Consider the following 14,975-nt stretch of genomic DNA (forward strand, 5'->3'; position numbering starts at 1 on the left):
GGTCGCGAAGAAGCTGGTGTTGAAGCAGAAGATACTATTGGTTTAGGTGCTACTTACTCAATGGATGATATTACTGTAATGCTTGGTTACGAAAGCATGTCAGATACAGTTGATTACATTGGTTTGCAGGGCATGTACACAATGGGTCAGAACCAGTTTGCTCTAGGTTATGGTATGAAGTCTTATGATGGTGCAGAAGACGAAGCGACAATTGCGCTTCAAGCTCTTCATAATGTAACAGATCATTTGTTTGTAGCTCTAGAATACACAACGTCTACTGACCTTGGTGGTGTTGATGGTGCGGATGTTGACGTACTAGCTATCGGCGCTAACTACAGCTTCTAAGTTGTAAGTTTAGAACTAAGCTCTAAAAAGCCGGTGACTTTCACCGGCTTTTTTTTGCCTGAAATTTATGTAAATCAAACGATAAGGTGTTTTGTGCCGAAAGAAATTGAACTAAAACTTAGTGTTGTGGGTGAAAGTCTTGCTGTGCTTGAGAGCTTGGAAGCGTGTTTGAGCAATCAGGGGTTTGTGCTTGAGTTGCAGCGAAAGCCTTTGCAGAATATTTACTATGATACGCCTGATAAGATATTGAACCAGCATCGAATGGCTTTGCGGGTTCGGAAAAAAGGCGATGCTTTTATTCAAACCTTGAAGACCAAGGGGAAGTCGGTAAGCGGTCTAAGTGAACGTGGTGAATGGGAATGGGAATTGGCGGATAACAAGCTAGATATTTCACTTCTAGAGGGCTTGGATGTTTGGCCGGAAGGAATGAATTTGGAAAGTTTAAATGCGGTGTTTGAGACGAACTTTGTTAGGCATCAGGTATTAATTGAATGGCAGGGTAGCGAAATTGAATTAGCTTTTGACCAGGGCGAGGTGTTGTCAAAAGGTAAGTGTCTGCCAATCAAAGAAATTGAGCTAGAGCTAATGTCGGGTGAGGTTGAAGCGCTAAAAAGTTTGGCAGCCGTATTGGGGCAAGCTATTCACTTGAAAGCGTCTGACACGAGTAAAGCCGAGAGAGGCTATTCTTTATTGGCAGCGAGCTAAGTATTTCAGACATACTTGATCAAGCGCATTGAGCTGACATGCTCGCTGCGTTACTTTTCTCAGATAACAATATCGAAAATTGAGAGCTATCTATATGAGCAGTGCTAACATCGCAATCGGTACCCAAGTTGAGAATGTAATTAATCAGTTTCCGGGGTTTATTCAAGCAAGTCTACGTAACGCCTGGCAAGAGTTGAGTGCTTATTATGTTGGCGAAGCATGTTTGGAAGATATTCGCTGGGAAACGCTCGAATGCCCTTGGTCAAAAGACTTTATTCAGAGCATTTTGGATGTATGGTCGCGCAGCGACTATGTTAGAGAGTCCAGTTTAAAGTACCCTGAATGGTTGCATGAGTGGTCGGGCAGCGATTCAGCACTGTTTACTTCAAAGTTGGAAGGGCAATATAAGCGCGATTTAAGTTCACGCTGTAAAGCAGTCAATGATGAAGCTGAATTGATGTCAGTTCTGCGAGTATTTCGTCGCTATGAAATGACGCGGCTTATGTGGCGCGATCTCTTAAGCTTGGTAGAGCTGGAAGAAACACTTTCGGACGTAAGTGCTTTGGCCGATGCAGCGGTTGAAGTTGCTTTGGATGTCTTATACAAACAGCTTTGCGAGCGTTATGGCACCCCTTTTTCTAGAGCAAAAGAGGGCGGTGCACCTATCCCTCAGCACATGCTGGTGTTGGCGATGGGCAAACATGGCGCTTATGAATTAAATGTATCTTCCGATATCGACCTGATTTTTGCCTATCCTGAATCTGGTGAGACCGATCACGCCAAAAAGCCAATTGAAAACCAGCTCTTCTTCACGCGCCTGGGGCAAAGGCTCATCAATGCTTTGGATGCCATGACCTCTGAGGGTTTCGTATTCCGTGTCGATATGCGCTTGCGGCCTTATGGTGATAGTGGCGCATTGGCGATGAACTTCGCTTCCTTTGAAGACTACTATCACAACCAGGGACGGGAGTGGGAACGTTATGCCATGATCAAGGCGCGTATCGTTAATGCCGACGCAAACCCTGAAGCCAGCGCGGCCTTAATGGATATTATTAGCCCTTTTGTTTACCGCAAGTATGCTGATTTTACCTCTGTGCAAGCCTTGCGCGATATGAAGCGTATGATTATGGCTGAAATGCACCGCAAAGGTGGAGAGCAAAATATTAAGCTGGGTGATGGCGGCATTCGAGAGATCGAATTTATTGCCCAGGCCTGCCAATTGATTCATGGTGGCCGAGACGAACGCCTCCAGCAGCAGGGCTTGGTAAGCGTTTATCGTACATTGCAAGAAAATGAATATTTACCCTCGGAATGGGTCGATACTTTATTACTTGCCTATCGACTATTGCGTAATTTGGAGCATGCGATACAAGGCTTGGCAGACCAACAAACCCAGTTAATTCCAGAATCAGAAGAGAGCCGTCAGCGTATTGCTTGGTCGATGAGCTATTCAGACTGGCCAAGTTTAGAGGCAGAGCTGAATGAGCATCGTTCAGCGGTGAGTCAATGCTTTGCCGATTTTCTGCATGACCCTGAAGAAGATGGTGATCAGGAGGAAGCAGGAAGGGCTTGGTTGGCAGCTTGGCTGGCTGAAGAGCGTTCACAGCTTTTGCAGCCAATGTTCCAAGAGGCAGGTTATGAGTCGCCTGCACAGAGTGTTAGTGATTTGGAACAGTTACGAGAGCATCGCTTGTTTACCTTGATGTCACCAGAAGCACGGCAGCGTTTTGAGACTTTTCTGCCCCTATTGCTGGATGAAGCTGCTGAAACCAATAAGCCGTCGCTTACATTGGCGCGCATGCTGGGGCTTGTTAGTTCGATACTGGGTCGCTCAGTTTACTTTGTTCTATTGTATGAGAATACAGGAGCGCTTAAGCAGTTGTGCCGCTTATGTTCAGAAAGCCCGTGGGTGTCTGAACATATTGCTAAAAGTCCGGTTATTCTTGATGAGTTGCTGGATGCCCGAAGTCTATTCCATCCACCGAATCGAGAGCAATTACAAGATGAGCTAAGGCAGCAAATGTTGAGAATTCCAGAGGATGATCTGGAAACTCAAATGAACTGCCTACGAACTTTCAAACAATCTCATATGTTGCGTGTGGCTGCATCGGAGTTAGGTGGACACTTGCCTTTAATGAAAGTAAGTGATTACTTAACATGGTTGGCCGAAGTCCTTCTGGAAGAGTCTTTAGCCATCGCATGGCATAATCTAGTCGTTAAACACGGTGTGCCAAGTGGTTTAAGCAGTGACGAGAAAGGGATTGCTGGCGAAGGTTTTGCCGCAATTGGTTACGGGAAGCTAGGTGGCTTGGAGTTAGGTTATAGCTCTGACCTGGATATGGTCTTTCTCTATGACGCTGATGACTATGGCGTGACATCGGGGCCAAAGTCGATTGATAATCAGGTATTTTATATGCGTCTAGGGCAGAGAATAATTCATATTCTGTCAGCTCAGACAACGCAAGGAATGCTGTATGAGTCAGACATGCGTTTGCGTCCCTCGGGCAATTCTGGAATGTTGGTGTCGTCGCTAGCTGCGTTCAAAAAGTATCAGCAAAATGATGCTTGGACATGGGAACATCAAGCTTTAGTTAGGGCGCGTGGTATTGCGGGTGACCCAAAGCTTATCGAAAATTTTAATCTGGTTCGACGAGACATACTGGCAGCACCCAGAGATGAAGCTGAGCTTAGGGCAGAAGTTAAAGCTATGCGCGAAAAAATGAAGGCTGCCGCCAAAGCGGGAAGTATCAAGCAAGGTGATGGTGGTCTGGTGGATATCGAATTTATCACCCAGTTTGGCGTGTTGAACTTCGCGCACCAAGATTCTAGCTTGATGGACTGGACCGATAATATTCGCATATTAGAGGTTTTAGAGAAGCTGGATTGTTTTGAAGGCATTGATTTATCCGTACTGAGTGCATCCTATCGGGAGCTGCGTTCTGGTTTGCATCGAAATAGCTTGGCTGATGAGGCGGATAAAACAACGATCGCTGATTATGCTGAAACATGCAGCAAGGTAACGGAGATTTGGCAAAAAGTCNTCGTGGCCTAGTGATATTTAAGCAAGATTTTCCTGGCTTAATGCTCTAAAATTAGCACCGTGATTAATTATCAAGTAGTGAATAATGGAAGCTTTTAGAGCCAAATTAGTAGTCTATATCCTTAAATTCTTAGCGAGCCTTGGTTTAAGCAAAGCCCAGGCTCTCGGTCGTTTTATTGGTCGGATTCTATGGATGGGCGACTCCGAGACCACACGTGTCACCAAAGAAAATATCTCGCATTGTTATCCCGAGCTATCAGAAAGCGACCAGAGAGAGCTAACACGGCGCAGTCTACTTGAAACCGGTATGTTATTTGCCGAATTTGGAGTGATGTGGGAATGGCCCACTGAAAAGACTTTGAATTTAATTCGCTCGGTTGAAGGTAAAGAGCACCTTGACGCGATATTTGAAAAGGGTAAAGGAGCGATTGTATTGGCGCCTCATCATGGAAATTGGGAGCTAGTTGGTTTGTATTTATCAACGCTTCGACCGATGGCTGCTCTATACAAACCGCCTAAAATAAAAGCCTTGGAAGAATATATGTCTTCGGTGCGAGGTCGTCATGGTTCTGAGTTAGTGCCAACCAATAGGCGGGGCGTTATTCGTTTGTTTTCTATCCTCTCGGATCAGGGGATGGTTGGTATTCTGCCAGACCAGGTGCCAGGCGGAACGGGCGGTGTTAATGCTCCTTTTATGGGAATAGAGGCTAATACGGTAAAGCTTGTATCTCGCTTGATTGGCCGCACTGGCTGTGAAGTCGTGAGCTTGTGTGCGATTCGCCGTCCCAAAGGGGATGGTTTTGATATGGTGTTCAAACCAGCTGATCCTGAGATATATAGTGACGATATCGCTACATCCGTCGCGGCATTGAATCGCTCAGTTGAAGCATGTATCGAAAGTCATCCCGAACAATACCAATGGGAGTACAAACGCTTTAAAGGGATGACGATAGACGGGCGTAAGGCTTATAGTAAGCTTAACCCATAGATTGGTTTAACGCTGCTATTGAGAATAGCCTTCAATCAAATAATTCCAGTCATTGTGAGTCCACTTTATCCCATGCCTTGTTACTTCCTTTTCAAAGCTGCGTTTTAAGCGCTTCAGATTACTGCTTTTCCAGGCATGCTTTGGCTTTAACATTTTGGCGCGATCAAAGTCGATGAGCCAAAATAAGCCCTCTTCATCTTGCAAAATGTTTTGAATGTTCAGGTCAGCATGATAAACACCCGCTTTGTGGAATCTTGCGATTAAAGCGCCTAATGTGAAATAGAAGTCTTTGCTTTGTACTTGTTTGAGTACTTGCAGTAAGTCTTGTGCATTAGGAATGCGGTGTGTCAGTAAGTCTGCCTGATAATATAGGCCTCTTTTGACTACCTGTGCGGCAGCAGGCTTGGGAACCGGCAAGTTTTGTTGATTGAGTAAACTCAAGATATTGAACTCACTGACAGAACGACTCTTTTGCCAGCCTTTAAAAAGGTAGTGGTCGTTGCTGATTTTACTCATCATGCCGCCGCGCAGATAATGTCTTAACACCAGTGAATGAGACTTGTGTTGGATAAACCAGGTTGTTCCACGTCCAGACTCTTGTCCATTAACGGCATTGAGCTTTTTCCAATAGCCTGATTCAAAGAGCTCGCTGGATATGTCCGAAAAACATTCACTATCATAGAGCCAATAATGCTGGCCGTTTTGAGAGGACTCTATATTCGGCATGATTTCAAGTTCCTTGAATCGTTTGGGTGGCGTTCTAGCTAAGACAATTCTAATTCATACAGGGCGATGGTGTCTCGGCACATTTGTGAAAGAGAGAAGTTTTCTTTGACGAAGGCTGCCGCTTCAATGCCTTGCCTTGTGCGTTCGTCTTTACTGTATGCCAGGGCTCGTTCAATAGCCGCCGCCATAGAACTGGAGTCGCGAGGTTTACACATCAGGCTTTTATAGGGAGGGGAGATTGTCTCCTGACTACCTCCGTGGTTTGTAGCAACTACCATGCGTTGCATCACTTGAGCTTCGCAGGCAGTACGACCGAAGGATTCCGGCTTGACGGAGGCTGAAATTACCAGATCAGCCAGCGCATAGGCTGCTGGCATGTTGTCGAAGTTTCCGGTTAACTTGACGTGAGCTTGCAAACCTTTTTCAGCGATCAAGGCTTCCAGTTCTTGTTTATATGCATCTTTTCCAGGCTCGTCGCCAACGAACAAGCAGTAAAAGTTACGATGGGGCAATTTAGCCAGTGCTTCTATTAGTACTTGATGGCCTTTAATTCGAGTTAGCCTTCCAGGCAGCATGATAATGTTTTTCCCCTCAGGGACTGACCATGCTGTCTTGAGCTGTTTCGCAGCGAGCTGAGCTTCTTCCAGCTCAAACCTATCCAGGTCGATGCCGCGAAAAATCAGCTTGGTCTTAGTGTTGAAGGTGGGGTAGACCTCTTCTATATGCTGTTGTACAAACTTAGAAACAGCGATCACATGCTGGCTTCTAAGCATGGCGCTGTTATACCAGCGCTTGAGAGCATTCTGGTGACCGTAGACACCATGAAAGGTGGTGACAAAGGGAATGTTGCTTTGTTTTGATGCCCATAAGGCGCTCCAGGCTGGAGCGCGAGAGCGAGCATGGATTAGGTCAATCTTCTGCGTTTCTATCAGCTTTGCTAGCTTTCTACTGTTCCACCACATAAGTATGGGGTTCTTGCTGTGAACGGGGAGCTCGATATGCTTCGACCCTTGTTGTTCAAGCGCCTTAACCATAGGGCCGCCAGAAGAAACAACCAATGAACGGTAGCCTTGCTCAACCAGTTCTTGAGCGAGGTCTAAAGTGCCTGTTTCGACACCGCCAGAAACCAGGCTTGGCAAAACTTGTAATATCGTTTTTTGTCTCATGCTTGCCCTGTGGTTTGCGCAGTAAGAGAAAGTTGTTGGTATCGTTTCAAAAGCCAGGTGGCAGCTGCCGAAGCCTCGTCAAGGCTTGCTGGTAAGTCAGGATAAAACTGTGCTTTCTTATTGCTTTGCCATTGACCGAAGTCGATAAGTTTGCCGCTAGAGGTGAGTCTGTTGATATGCATGCAAATTCGCTTCTTTTCTGATTTCGATACCATTGGCAGCTCTAATAGTGCGGTGGGCGAGCCTGACGTTAAGGACTCGTAGAGCATTGACATGCTGTCAGGTGTTACCCAAGTAAAAGCGCTGGACTGAAGTGCTTCATCTACTGGGCCAAAACTGCCATCTTGATACCGGTGACAGCTTAGGTTTGCTATTTCGAAACTTGAAATCTTGTCGATAAAGCTTAGCGGTGTTCGTGGCGAGTCGCTCAAGTGCCATAAAACTTCCCGGCGGGTGTCGCAAATTTCTTGGATTTGCTTAATCAAATTCGACTCGTCCCATACGAAGTGCTTAGAAGGGCCGCCGATCATCATAAGGTGTTGTGTTCGTTTCGTGTTTGGTGGGGGTGAAATCTTTGTGATAGGCCCTTGCGTTGTCATGACCCGTTCACTATTGGCTAGCCCGTCATGTTCGGGGCAAATGACGCCATCAAATAGCGGCAGCGGTAGGCTGGGTTTCATAATGACAAAGCTTTTGGCGCGGTGGGTCCGGGCGAGCATGAGCAGGCTTTTGTGAGTGCCGTGCCCTGCGCCAATGATGATGTCCGGGCTGTTATCCTGTTTTGTGGGAAGTAACAATCCTCGAAAGCCGACTTGCAGTGTTTGGCTGTCTAGCCAGAGCTCTTCGATATTAGTCTGGCGGGCAAGCGCTTTAGTTAGACCTTTTAGCTGACTGATGTGTCCGGCCCGCCCATCATGACAGACCCAAACCATCAAAGGTCGGGTAGCTCTCGTGTTAGATTGGCTTGACATAGATATCGTTTTCCTCGGAAGCGCTCTCTCATCAAGTGATGTGAGAAGCGCTGCTAATCGTCTATACTGCGTCTTTTGAATTTTTCGAAAGGCGCTTATGTTCCGCTTAGTTTACACAATTCTTTTCGCACTCTGTATGCCATTTGTTTATCTGAAGCTTTTATGGCGAGGATTTAAGGCGCCAGAATATAAGGCCAGAAAAATGGAGCGTTTTGGTTTTTTTAATGCGCCAAAGCTGAATAGAAGTATTTGGGTGCATGCTGTGTCCGTAGGCGAAGTGCTAGCAGCGGAGCCAATTATTCGAGAGATTCAAAGGCGTTTTCCAAACCGAGATATCGTTATCACTAGTATGACGCCAACCAGCTCCGAGCAAATTAGAAAGCGCTTTGGCAGTGATGTGTTTCATGTCTATGCACCTTACGATATTCCCTTTATGGTGAAGGCGTTTTTGCGCCGGGTAAAACCTGAATGTCTGATCATTATGGAAACCGAACTCTGGCCAAATATGATTCACCAGGTGATGCGAAGAAACTGCCCGGTTGTCATCGCTAATGCGCGTTTGTCAGAGCGCTCAGCAAAAGGCTACCGACGCTTGAAACCCGCTATTGGTTGGATGTTGAATGATCTGTCACTCGTGCTATGCCAGTACGAAAATGATGCTTCACGATTTGAATCACTAGATATCGCAAAGGAAAAGATTTTTGTAACGGGTAGCGTAAAGTTTGATACGAACGTGGAAGATAGTCATGTTAAAAAAGCCGCTCACCTGAGCGCAAATTTACCCGCTAAGCCTAAGATTTGGGTCGCGGCGAGTACGCATGAAGGCGAAGACGAGCTGGTTTTAAAAGTGCATGAACGTTTGAGGCAGCGCTTTCCCGATGCCTTGCTGGTATTAGTGCCTAGGCACCCTGAGCGCTTCGAAAGTGCTTTTCAGCAATCAAATAAGCAAGGCTTTAACACCGCACGAAGAAGCGAATTTGAAAAAATTCCCAGCGATGCAGAAGTATTTGTGGTGGATACCATGGGGGAGTTGATGGATTTTTATGCGACAGCTCAGGTTGCGGTAATAGGCGGTTCATTTACCGAAATTGGTGGCCATAACCCGATTGAGCCAGGCGCTTTGGGGTTGCCGATTTTAATTGGCCCCCATTACTTTAATTTTGAAGCTATTTGTCATCAACTGGTCGAAGCCAAGGGTATGGAAATTGTGGCAGATGAACTCGCGTTGCTCGAGTCGCTCGGAATGCTATTTTCAAACCCGGAACGGGCTCAGGAAATGGGGCAAAATGCATTGCAGAAAGTTGAGGCTAGCAAGGGAGCGGTGAAACGTGTTGTTGACCACCTGCAGCCCTTGCTTGAAGAAAGCTAGAGCTTACTGGCCGGGCGATAGCCAGGCGTTCAGAGCTTCAATGTCTTTAACACTTAAGGTTCCCGCTGCGCGTTTTATGCGTAGGCTACTTTCTACAAAATCGAAGCGAGCATTCGCGTAGTCACGAAGTGCAGTGAAATAGTTACGCTCGGCATCAAGTACTTCAACAATATTTCGAGTACCTACCTTGTAACCTTCACGCGTTGCTTCTAAAGCACTTTCACGAGAAACGATATTTTGTTGAAGTGACTCAACTGTCTGAATGTTGGTTTTCAGACTAATAAACTCGGTACGTGTTTCTATTTTCGCCTGACGTTGCGCTAAGGTCAGATTGTGTTTTGCCTCGGCGACCTGATGGCGAGCTTGGCGAACACCCGCCTGTGTTGCGCCACCAGAATACAGTGGCATGTTAAGTGTAATGGCTAGTTCGCTACTCTCACTATCATCGTTGCCAGCTGCATAGTAATTGGTGAAGGCAGAATTGCTATAATTGGCATCCAGACTGACGGTAGGTAAATGAGCTGCTTTCTTTGACTTTAGAAGTGCTTCGCTTGCCTTATAAGCGTAGTGAGCAATCTTGATACCTAGATTGTGGTTTTGTGCGGACTCAAGCCATTTTTCTGCAGAAATGCTTGTATCCATGGCAATAGGGAAGTCAGGATTAAGGCCATGTAGCTCGTTTGTATACTCACCCGTAATTCGCGAAAGGTTTTCCAGGGCGATGGTCAGGTTGCCCTCAGATCTAATTCGTGCAGTTTGCGATGCATCATAGGATGCTTTAGCTTCGTGAACATCGGTAATCGCGATTAAGCCAACATCAAACTGCTCTTTGGCTTGTTCATATTGGCGCTTTACAGCTGCTTCCTGAGAGTGGTCAGAGCGCAGGTTTTCTTGCTCTCTTAGTACTTTGAAATAGGCTGTTGCGACATTAAGGATTAAATTTTGCTGAGCAGTAAGGTAATCGACTTGAGCTAGCAGGGTTCTTTGTTCACTAGCGCTTACTGAGTGCCAGGTAGGTAAGTTCAATAGTGGCTGAGATAAACTTAAGTAATAGTTTTTTTGCTTGTAGCTATTGTCGCTTGAGCTTAAGCCATTTGAGTTTGTATGGCTTAAGCTTGCTCTTGCATTGACAGTGGGTAGTAGACCTGCAAATTCAATTTTTTGGCCTTCTTGTTCGGCCAAATAAGCTGACTGAGCAGCAAAGATCTCTGCGTCATAGTTCTCGGCTTTCTTATATAGGCTTAAAAGGTCGGTACTTTGTGCCGACGCAATAAATGGCAGCGTCATGCAAGAAAGAAAGGTTGAAATAAGCAGCTTTGATGTGTGCTTCATAGTGTCCTCTTTGATCGGGCGTACGGTATAGGAACCTAAGGCTGAAAATAAGCTTTGGCTCGATGGTTTCATTATGGACAATCTATATGAAGAACTCTAGACTTCCTTGGCGCAAATACCTGTCTTGTGCAGCATGTAGATGTTTGTATGTCCCTCAATAAATCGCAAAAACAGTATATTTAGTTCGAAAAACGCTAGCCTCAGTTCGAGCTGAAAGGAGAAATAATGTCGACGATCAAGCTTCAATATGGCAAAGAAGATTATCAGCTAATTGGCCGTGAGTCCTGCTTTGAAGGCTTCTTTCGCATGGAAAAGGTTACCCTGAAACATCGCTTGTTTGATGGTGGCTGGAGCCGGGAAGTCAGTCGTGAATTGTTTATTCGGGGTGATGCCACTTGCGTTATTCCCTACGACCCAATGGAAGACAAAGTTGTGCTGCTGGAACAATTCAGGCCGGGCGCAATACTCGAGGATCAATCACCCTGGTTGCTGGAGTTGGTTGCAGGGATGAATGATGAGGGCGAGCACCCGGAGAATGTTGCACGCAGAGAAGCGCAAGAGGAGGCGCGCCTGGAATTAGGCGAACTTGAAAAAATTTGTGAATACTTGGTCTCGCCGGGCGGCACTACAGAGAAGGTCTATCTCTACTGTGCTAAAGTCAGTGTTCAAGGTGTTGGTGGCGTGTTTGGTCTTGCTGAAGAAGATGAAGATATCAAGGTACACTGCCTAGACTTTGAAGCAGCTTATAAATTGGTCGAAAATGGCACCATTAACAATGCTGCCGCTATTATGGGGCTTCAATGGCTGGCCTTAAACCGGGAACGCTTGCGAGAGCAGTGGCGCTAGACTAAGGGGAGAGTATTATTTTAATGCGTAAAAAGTATGTCCCCGACTTGGTTCAGCTTGGCGCGACCTTTGAAAGCAACTATAACCGCCTAATTCGTTTGATTCGAATGATGGGCGATGTTGAACGGATTCGCTTCAGCTTACATAACGGCATGTCTTACGTTGGGCAAGTACATATGACGCTTGTTGAGTCTTGTAAATATACCGATACTTTTTTGCTTGAACAAACCGCAGCGGCAGGGAAGTGGGTGAACAACCCCAAGCTTACGGTGCGTTTATATCATGATGCGGGTGTCGCTGAAGTGATAGCTCGCGATGGCCGCCAGTTAGCTCAGGGTGTAAATATCTACCCAAATCAAAAAATGCACTTGCCCGATGAAAAAAGTCAGATGAATACTTTTCTGACGGAATGGCTGAATTTCTGTATTTCTTATGGATGTTGCGACGAGAGTCCGTTTACCCATCAGAAAGTGTGAAAGTCTTATCAGACTGTTTGTCTTTATTAACGCTAATATCTGAGACGCGCGTAACAAAAAATTCATACCTTAGTATGAAAACACTAAAACAAAGCGTCATCATCATTTCCAAACTGCAATATTGAGCTAACTTATCTAGTTAATCTGCGAAAAGTTTAGTGAATCTATGGATAAAGCGTATTGCAGATCGGTTCTCTGAAGGAGTGAGTCTCAGTGTGCCGGGTCAAATTGGAATTGAGATTGTCAGATCAGCGATTTAGATAACAGAAAGAGCCGAACGAAAATGTCGAGTCATGTCAGTGCAGGGGGCGCTGTGATTAACCTCCTTCAAATAAGTGATTGCCACCTCACAAAGGATGCTGAAAGTGACTTGCTTGGTGTGGTGACACGCGAAAGCCTTGTTGCGGTGCTTGATAAAGTTGAAGCTGATATAGCTGCGAGCTTTTGTCCAAGCCCGGATTACGTTTTGGCGACGGGCGATATTGCACAGGATGCAAGTCTTGAAGCCTATCACTACTTCCAAACTCAAATTGAAGGCTTTAACGCTCCCAGCCGTTGGTTCTCTGGGAATCATGATGACCGTGGCATTATGGCTGAGGCCTTGGGTCACGGGGTCGAGACGGAGCGCTTGCTACGTGTTGGCAATTGGCAAATTATTTTATTAGATTCGTCTGTAACAGGTGCCGTACATGGCATGTTACGAGATGATGATTTAGCCTTTCTAGAGCGGTGCTTGTCTGAACGCCCCGATCTTCATACCTTAATTAGCTTTCATCACCATCCGGTTGATATCGGCAGTACCTGGCTGGATAAGATTGGTTTGCATAATCGAGATCAGTTTTTCGATATCGTTGACCGCTATGACAATGTCAGAGCGGTACTCTGGGGGCATATTCATCAAGAGTTTTCTGAAACGCGTAAAGGTGTTCAGCTGCTGGCGACGCCTTCAACCTGTATTCAATTTACTCCGAAGTCCCATGATTTTGGTGTAGAAGCGATAGCGCCTGGTTACCGATGGCTAAAGTTATTTGACGACGGTCGTTTAGAGTCAAAAGTTTCAAGAGCTGAAGATTTTCAGTTTAATTTAGATCTCGAGAGTAATGGCTATTGAAGTCTGTTATTTATTTACATGGTTTCAATAGTTCACCACAGTCTCACAAAGCCCAGTTATGCAAGGCTTATTTTGAGCGACAATGCCCTGGGCTTCGTTTAGAAATTCCAAAACTCCCCCCATCGCCACGCGAAGCGATTGCTCTGGTAGACAAGCTGATTGAAAGCATTGGTGTACAGAATCTGCTCGGATTCATTGGTAGCTCGCTTGGTGCTTATTACAGTATGCACTTGCTTGAGAGGTACTCTTTGCCGGGCTCCTCTCTGAAGGCAGTTTTGATCAACCCTGCTTTAAAGCCTTACGAACTGCTCGTTGATTATCTAGGTGAGAATACTAACTACTACTCTGGCGAAACCTACACTGTATTACCTTCACATATGGATGAGTTAAAGTCTTTGGAACTAAGCCCTAAGCAGAATGCTTCGTTGGTCAGTTCGGATAATGTTTATATCATGACGCAAACCGGAGATGAGGTCTTGGATTTCGCACAGGCTTTAGCATGTCTGCCTAAGGCTAAACTCTGGGTTCAGGCCGGTGGTGATCATGCATTTTGTGATTTTGAAAAGGTTTTGCCTTCCCTGCAATACTTTCTTTTATAGTCAGCGAATCGTCGCTATTTATGCCTTATAAAATAATTGGTGGTTTTTTCCCCAGTCAATCAGGTAAAATGCCGCTCTAATTTTACTCTATTTATTCCTAACTTCTCGGAGAATGCTCTTGGGCTCAAAAACCGCATTATATGAGGTGCATCAGGATTCCGGTGCCAAGATAGTAGATTTTGGTGGCTGGGACATGCCTTTGCATTATGGCTCTCAAATTGAAGAGCATAAAATTGTGCGCCAAAGCGCGGGTATGTTCGATGTGTCGCACATGACAATTGTTGATGTACAGGGTAAAGACTCTCGTGACTATCTTCGTTATTTGTTAGCGAACGATGTCGACAAGCTGCAAGAAACAGGCAAAGCACTCTATAGTGGCATGTTGGATGAGAAGGGTGGTGTGATCGACGACCTGATTGCTTATCGTATGCCTAAAGACTATCGCCTAGTGGTTAATTGCGGTACGCGAGAAAAAGACCTGGCTTGGATGAACAAGCAGGCTGAAAAATTTGATGTGGAATTGATTGAGCGCCCCGAGTTAGCCATGGTGGCCATTCAAGGCCCCGAAGCTATACAGAACATTAAGCAGGCTTCTCCTGATAATGCCGAGCTTATCGATAGTTTAAAAGTGTTCCAAGGCTTGGAAGCTGGCGATTGGATGTTCTGTCGCACCGGCTATACCGGTGAAGACGGTTTGGAAGTCATGGTGCCAAGCGATGCTGTTGCTGACTTTTGGAAAGCTTTGGTTGAAGCGGGTGTTAAACCATGTGGCCTGGGTGCCCGAGACACACTGCGTCTTGAGGCAGGTATGAACCTATATGGCTCCGATATGGATGAGTCTGTAACGCCGCTTCAGTCTGCTATGGGCTGGACAGTATCTTTCTCAGAAGACAGGGACTTCATTGGGAAAGCAGCGCTACTTGCGCAGAAAGAGCAGGGCGTATCGAGCAAATTGGTAGGCTTGGTGCTTGAGCAACGCGGTGTATTACGTGGCCATCAGAAAGTAATTGTTGAAGGTGTTGGCGAAGGTGAAATTACTAGCGGTAGCTTTTCACCTACACTTGGCTACTCGGTTGCCTTGGCGCGAGTACCTGCTGCGACGGGAGATAGTTGTGCTGTCGATATGCGTGGAAAGCAGGTGCCCGTTAGAGTGGTGCGCCCGCCTTTTGTTCGTAATGGTAAAAAAGTATTCGAGTAAAAAGCTCGTGCTTGTTGCTTAAATGTAGCAGGAACTTGCCAGAATAAATTTATTCACTATTTTAGTATTTGATTTAATTGTTATTTAGTTTGAGGATTGCAAA

At 45.8% G+C, this 14,975-nt stretch carries 14 protein-coding genes; 10 read left to right on the forward strand and 4 right to left on the reverse strand.

Annotated elements, in window-relative coordinates:
* The 4 genes from A3766_RS20100 to A3766_RS20115 form a co-directional block, all read left to right on the forward strand.
* Nucleotides 1-345, forward strand: a 345-nt coding sequence (locus A3766_RS20100) for a porin (RefSeq protein WP_156509000.1), incomplete at its 5' end; no start/stop codon positions are given.
* Nucleotides 346-438: 93 nt separating this feature from the next.
* Nucleotides 439-1,050, forward strand: coding sequence for a CYTH domain-containing protein (locus tag A3766_RS20105; protein WP_068510239.1), 612 nt, complete (start codon nucleotides 439-441; stop codon nucleotides 1,048-1,050).
* 94 nt (nucleotides 1,051-1,144) lie between these two features.
* On the forward strand, nucleotides 1,145-4,102 hold the full coding sequence (gene glnE, locus A3766_RS20110; RefSeq protein WP_082907177.1) for a bifunctional [glutamate--ammonia ligase]-adenylyl-L-tyrosine phosphorylase/[glutamate--ammonia-ligase] adenylyltransferase: 2,958 nt from the start codon (nucleotides 1,145-1,147) through the stop codon (nucleotides 4,100-4,102).
* 73 nt (nucleotides 4,103-4,175) lie between these two features.
* Nucleotides 4,176-5,078 carry a lysophospholipid acyltransferase family protein gene (locus tag A3766_RS20115; RefSeq protein WP_068510241.1) on the forward strand — a complete coding sequence of 301 codons (903 nt, stop codon included), beginning with the start codon at nucleotides 4,176-4,178 and terminating at the stop codon, nucleotides 5,076-5,078.
* A 15-nt stretch (nucleotides 5,079-5,093) separates the two neighbouring features.
* Here the strand turns inward: A3766_RS20115 and A3766_RS20120 are convergent, their stop codons facing one another.
* From A3766_RS20120 to A3766_RS20130, 3 genes are read right to left on the reverse strand one after another with little or no spacing between them, the layout of a single operon-like run.
* Nucleotides 5,094-5,804, reverse strand: coding sequence for a 3-deoxy-D-manno-octulosonic acid kinase (locus tag A3766_RS20120; RefSeq protein ID WP_068510247.1), 711 nt, complete (start codon nucleotides 5,802-5,804; stop codon nucleotides 5,094-5,096).
* Between the two features lie 38 nt (nucleotides 5,805-5,842).
* The gene (locus A3766_RS20125) at nucleotides 5,843-6,970 is read right to left on the reverse strand and encodes a glycosyltransferase family 4 protein (protein WP_068510249.1); all 1,128 of its coding nucleotides are present in this window, start codon (nucleotides 6,968-6,970) and stop codon (nucleotides 5,843-5,845) included.
* Nucleotides 6,967-7,941, reverse strand: coding sequence for an ELM1/GtrOC1 family putative glycosyltransferase (locus A3766_RS20130; RefSeq protein WP_068554042.1), 975 nt, complete (start codon nucleotides 7,939-7,941; stop codon nucleotides 6,967-6,969). Before A3766_RS20130 ends, A3766_RS20125 begins: the two co-directional genes overlap by 4 nt.
* Before the next feature lie 97 nt (nucleotides 7,942-8,038).
* Between A3766_RS20130 and waaA the strand changes: the two genes are divergently transcribed.
* Nucleotides 8,039-9,310 carry a lipid IV(A) 3-deoxy-D-manno-octulosonic acid transferase gene (gene waaA / locus A3766_RS20135; RefSeq protein ID WP_068508161.1) on the forward strand — a complete coding sequence of 424 codons (1,272 nt, stop codon included), beginning with the start codon at nucleotides 8,039-8,041 and terminating at the stop codon, nucleotides 9,308-9,310.
* A 3-nt stretch (nucleotides 9,311-9,313) separates the two neighbouring features.
* Here the strand turns inward: waaA and A3766_RS20140 are convergent, their stop codons facing one another.
* Entirely contained in the window at nucleotides 9,314-10,642 is a 1,329-nt protein-coding gene (locus A3766_RS20140) for a TolC family outer membrane protein (protein WP_068508171.1), read from the reverse strand.
* 225 nt (nucleotides 10,643-10,867) lie between these two features.
* Here A3766_RS20140 and A3766_RS20145 point away from each other — a divergent pair, with 225 nt between their 5' ends.
* From A3766_RS20145 to gcvT, 5 genes are all read left to right on the forward strand, one after another.
* Nucleotides 10,868-11,488, forward strand: a complete 621-nt coding sequence (locus A3766_RS20145; RefSeq protein ID WP_068508160.1) for an NUDIX domain-containing protein — start codon at nucleotides 10,868-10,870, stop codon at nucleotides 11,486-11,488.
* Between the two features lie 23 nt (nucleotides 11,489-11,511).
* Nucleotides 11,512-11,964: a DUF1249 domain-containing protein gene (locus A3766_RS20150; protein WP_068508158.1), complete on the forward strand. Its 453-nt coding sequence runs from the start codon at nucleotides 11,512-11,514 to the stop codon at nucleotides 11,962-11,964.
* A 283-nt stretch (nucleotides 11,965-12,247) separates the two neighbouring features.
* On the forward strand, nucleotides 12,248-13,075 hold the full coding sequence (cpdA, locus tag A3766_RS20155; RefSeq protein ID WP_068508155.1) for a 3',5'-cyclic-AMP phosphodiesterase: 828 nt from the start codon (nucleotides 12,248-12,250) through the stop codon (nucleotides 13,073-13,075).
* A complete protein-coding gene (locus A3766_RS20160) occupies nucleotides 13,072-13,674 on the forward strand; it encodes a YqiA/YcfP family alpha/beta fold hydrolase (RefSeq protein ID WP_068508152.1) in 603 nt (200 codons plus the stop codon). The genes cpdA and A3766_RS20160 overlap by 4 nt, the downstream gene beginning before the upstream one ends.
* 118 nt (nucleotides 13,675-13,792) lie before the next feature.
* Nucleotides 13,793-14,872 carry a glycine cleavage system aminomethyltransferase GcvT gene (gcvT, locus tag A3766_RS20165; protein ID WP_068508169.1) on the forward strand — a complete coding sequence of 360 codons (1,080 nt, stop codon included), beginning with the start codon at nucleotides 13,793-13,795 and terminating at the stop codon, nucleotides 14,870-14,872.
* Nucleotides 14,873-14,975 lie beyond the last annotated feature (103 nt).

The organism is Oleiphilus sp. HI0132 (assembly GCF_001635845.1).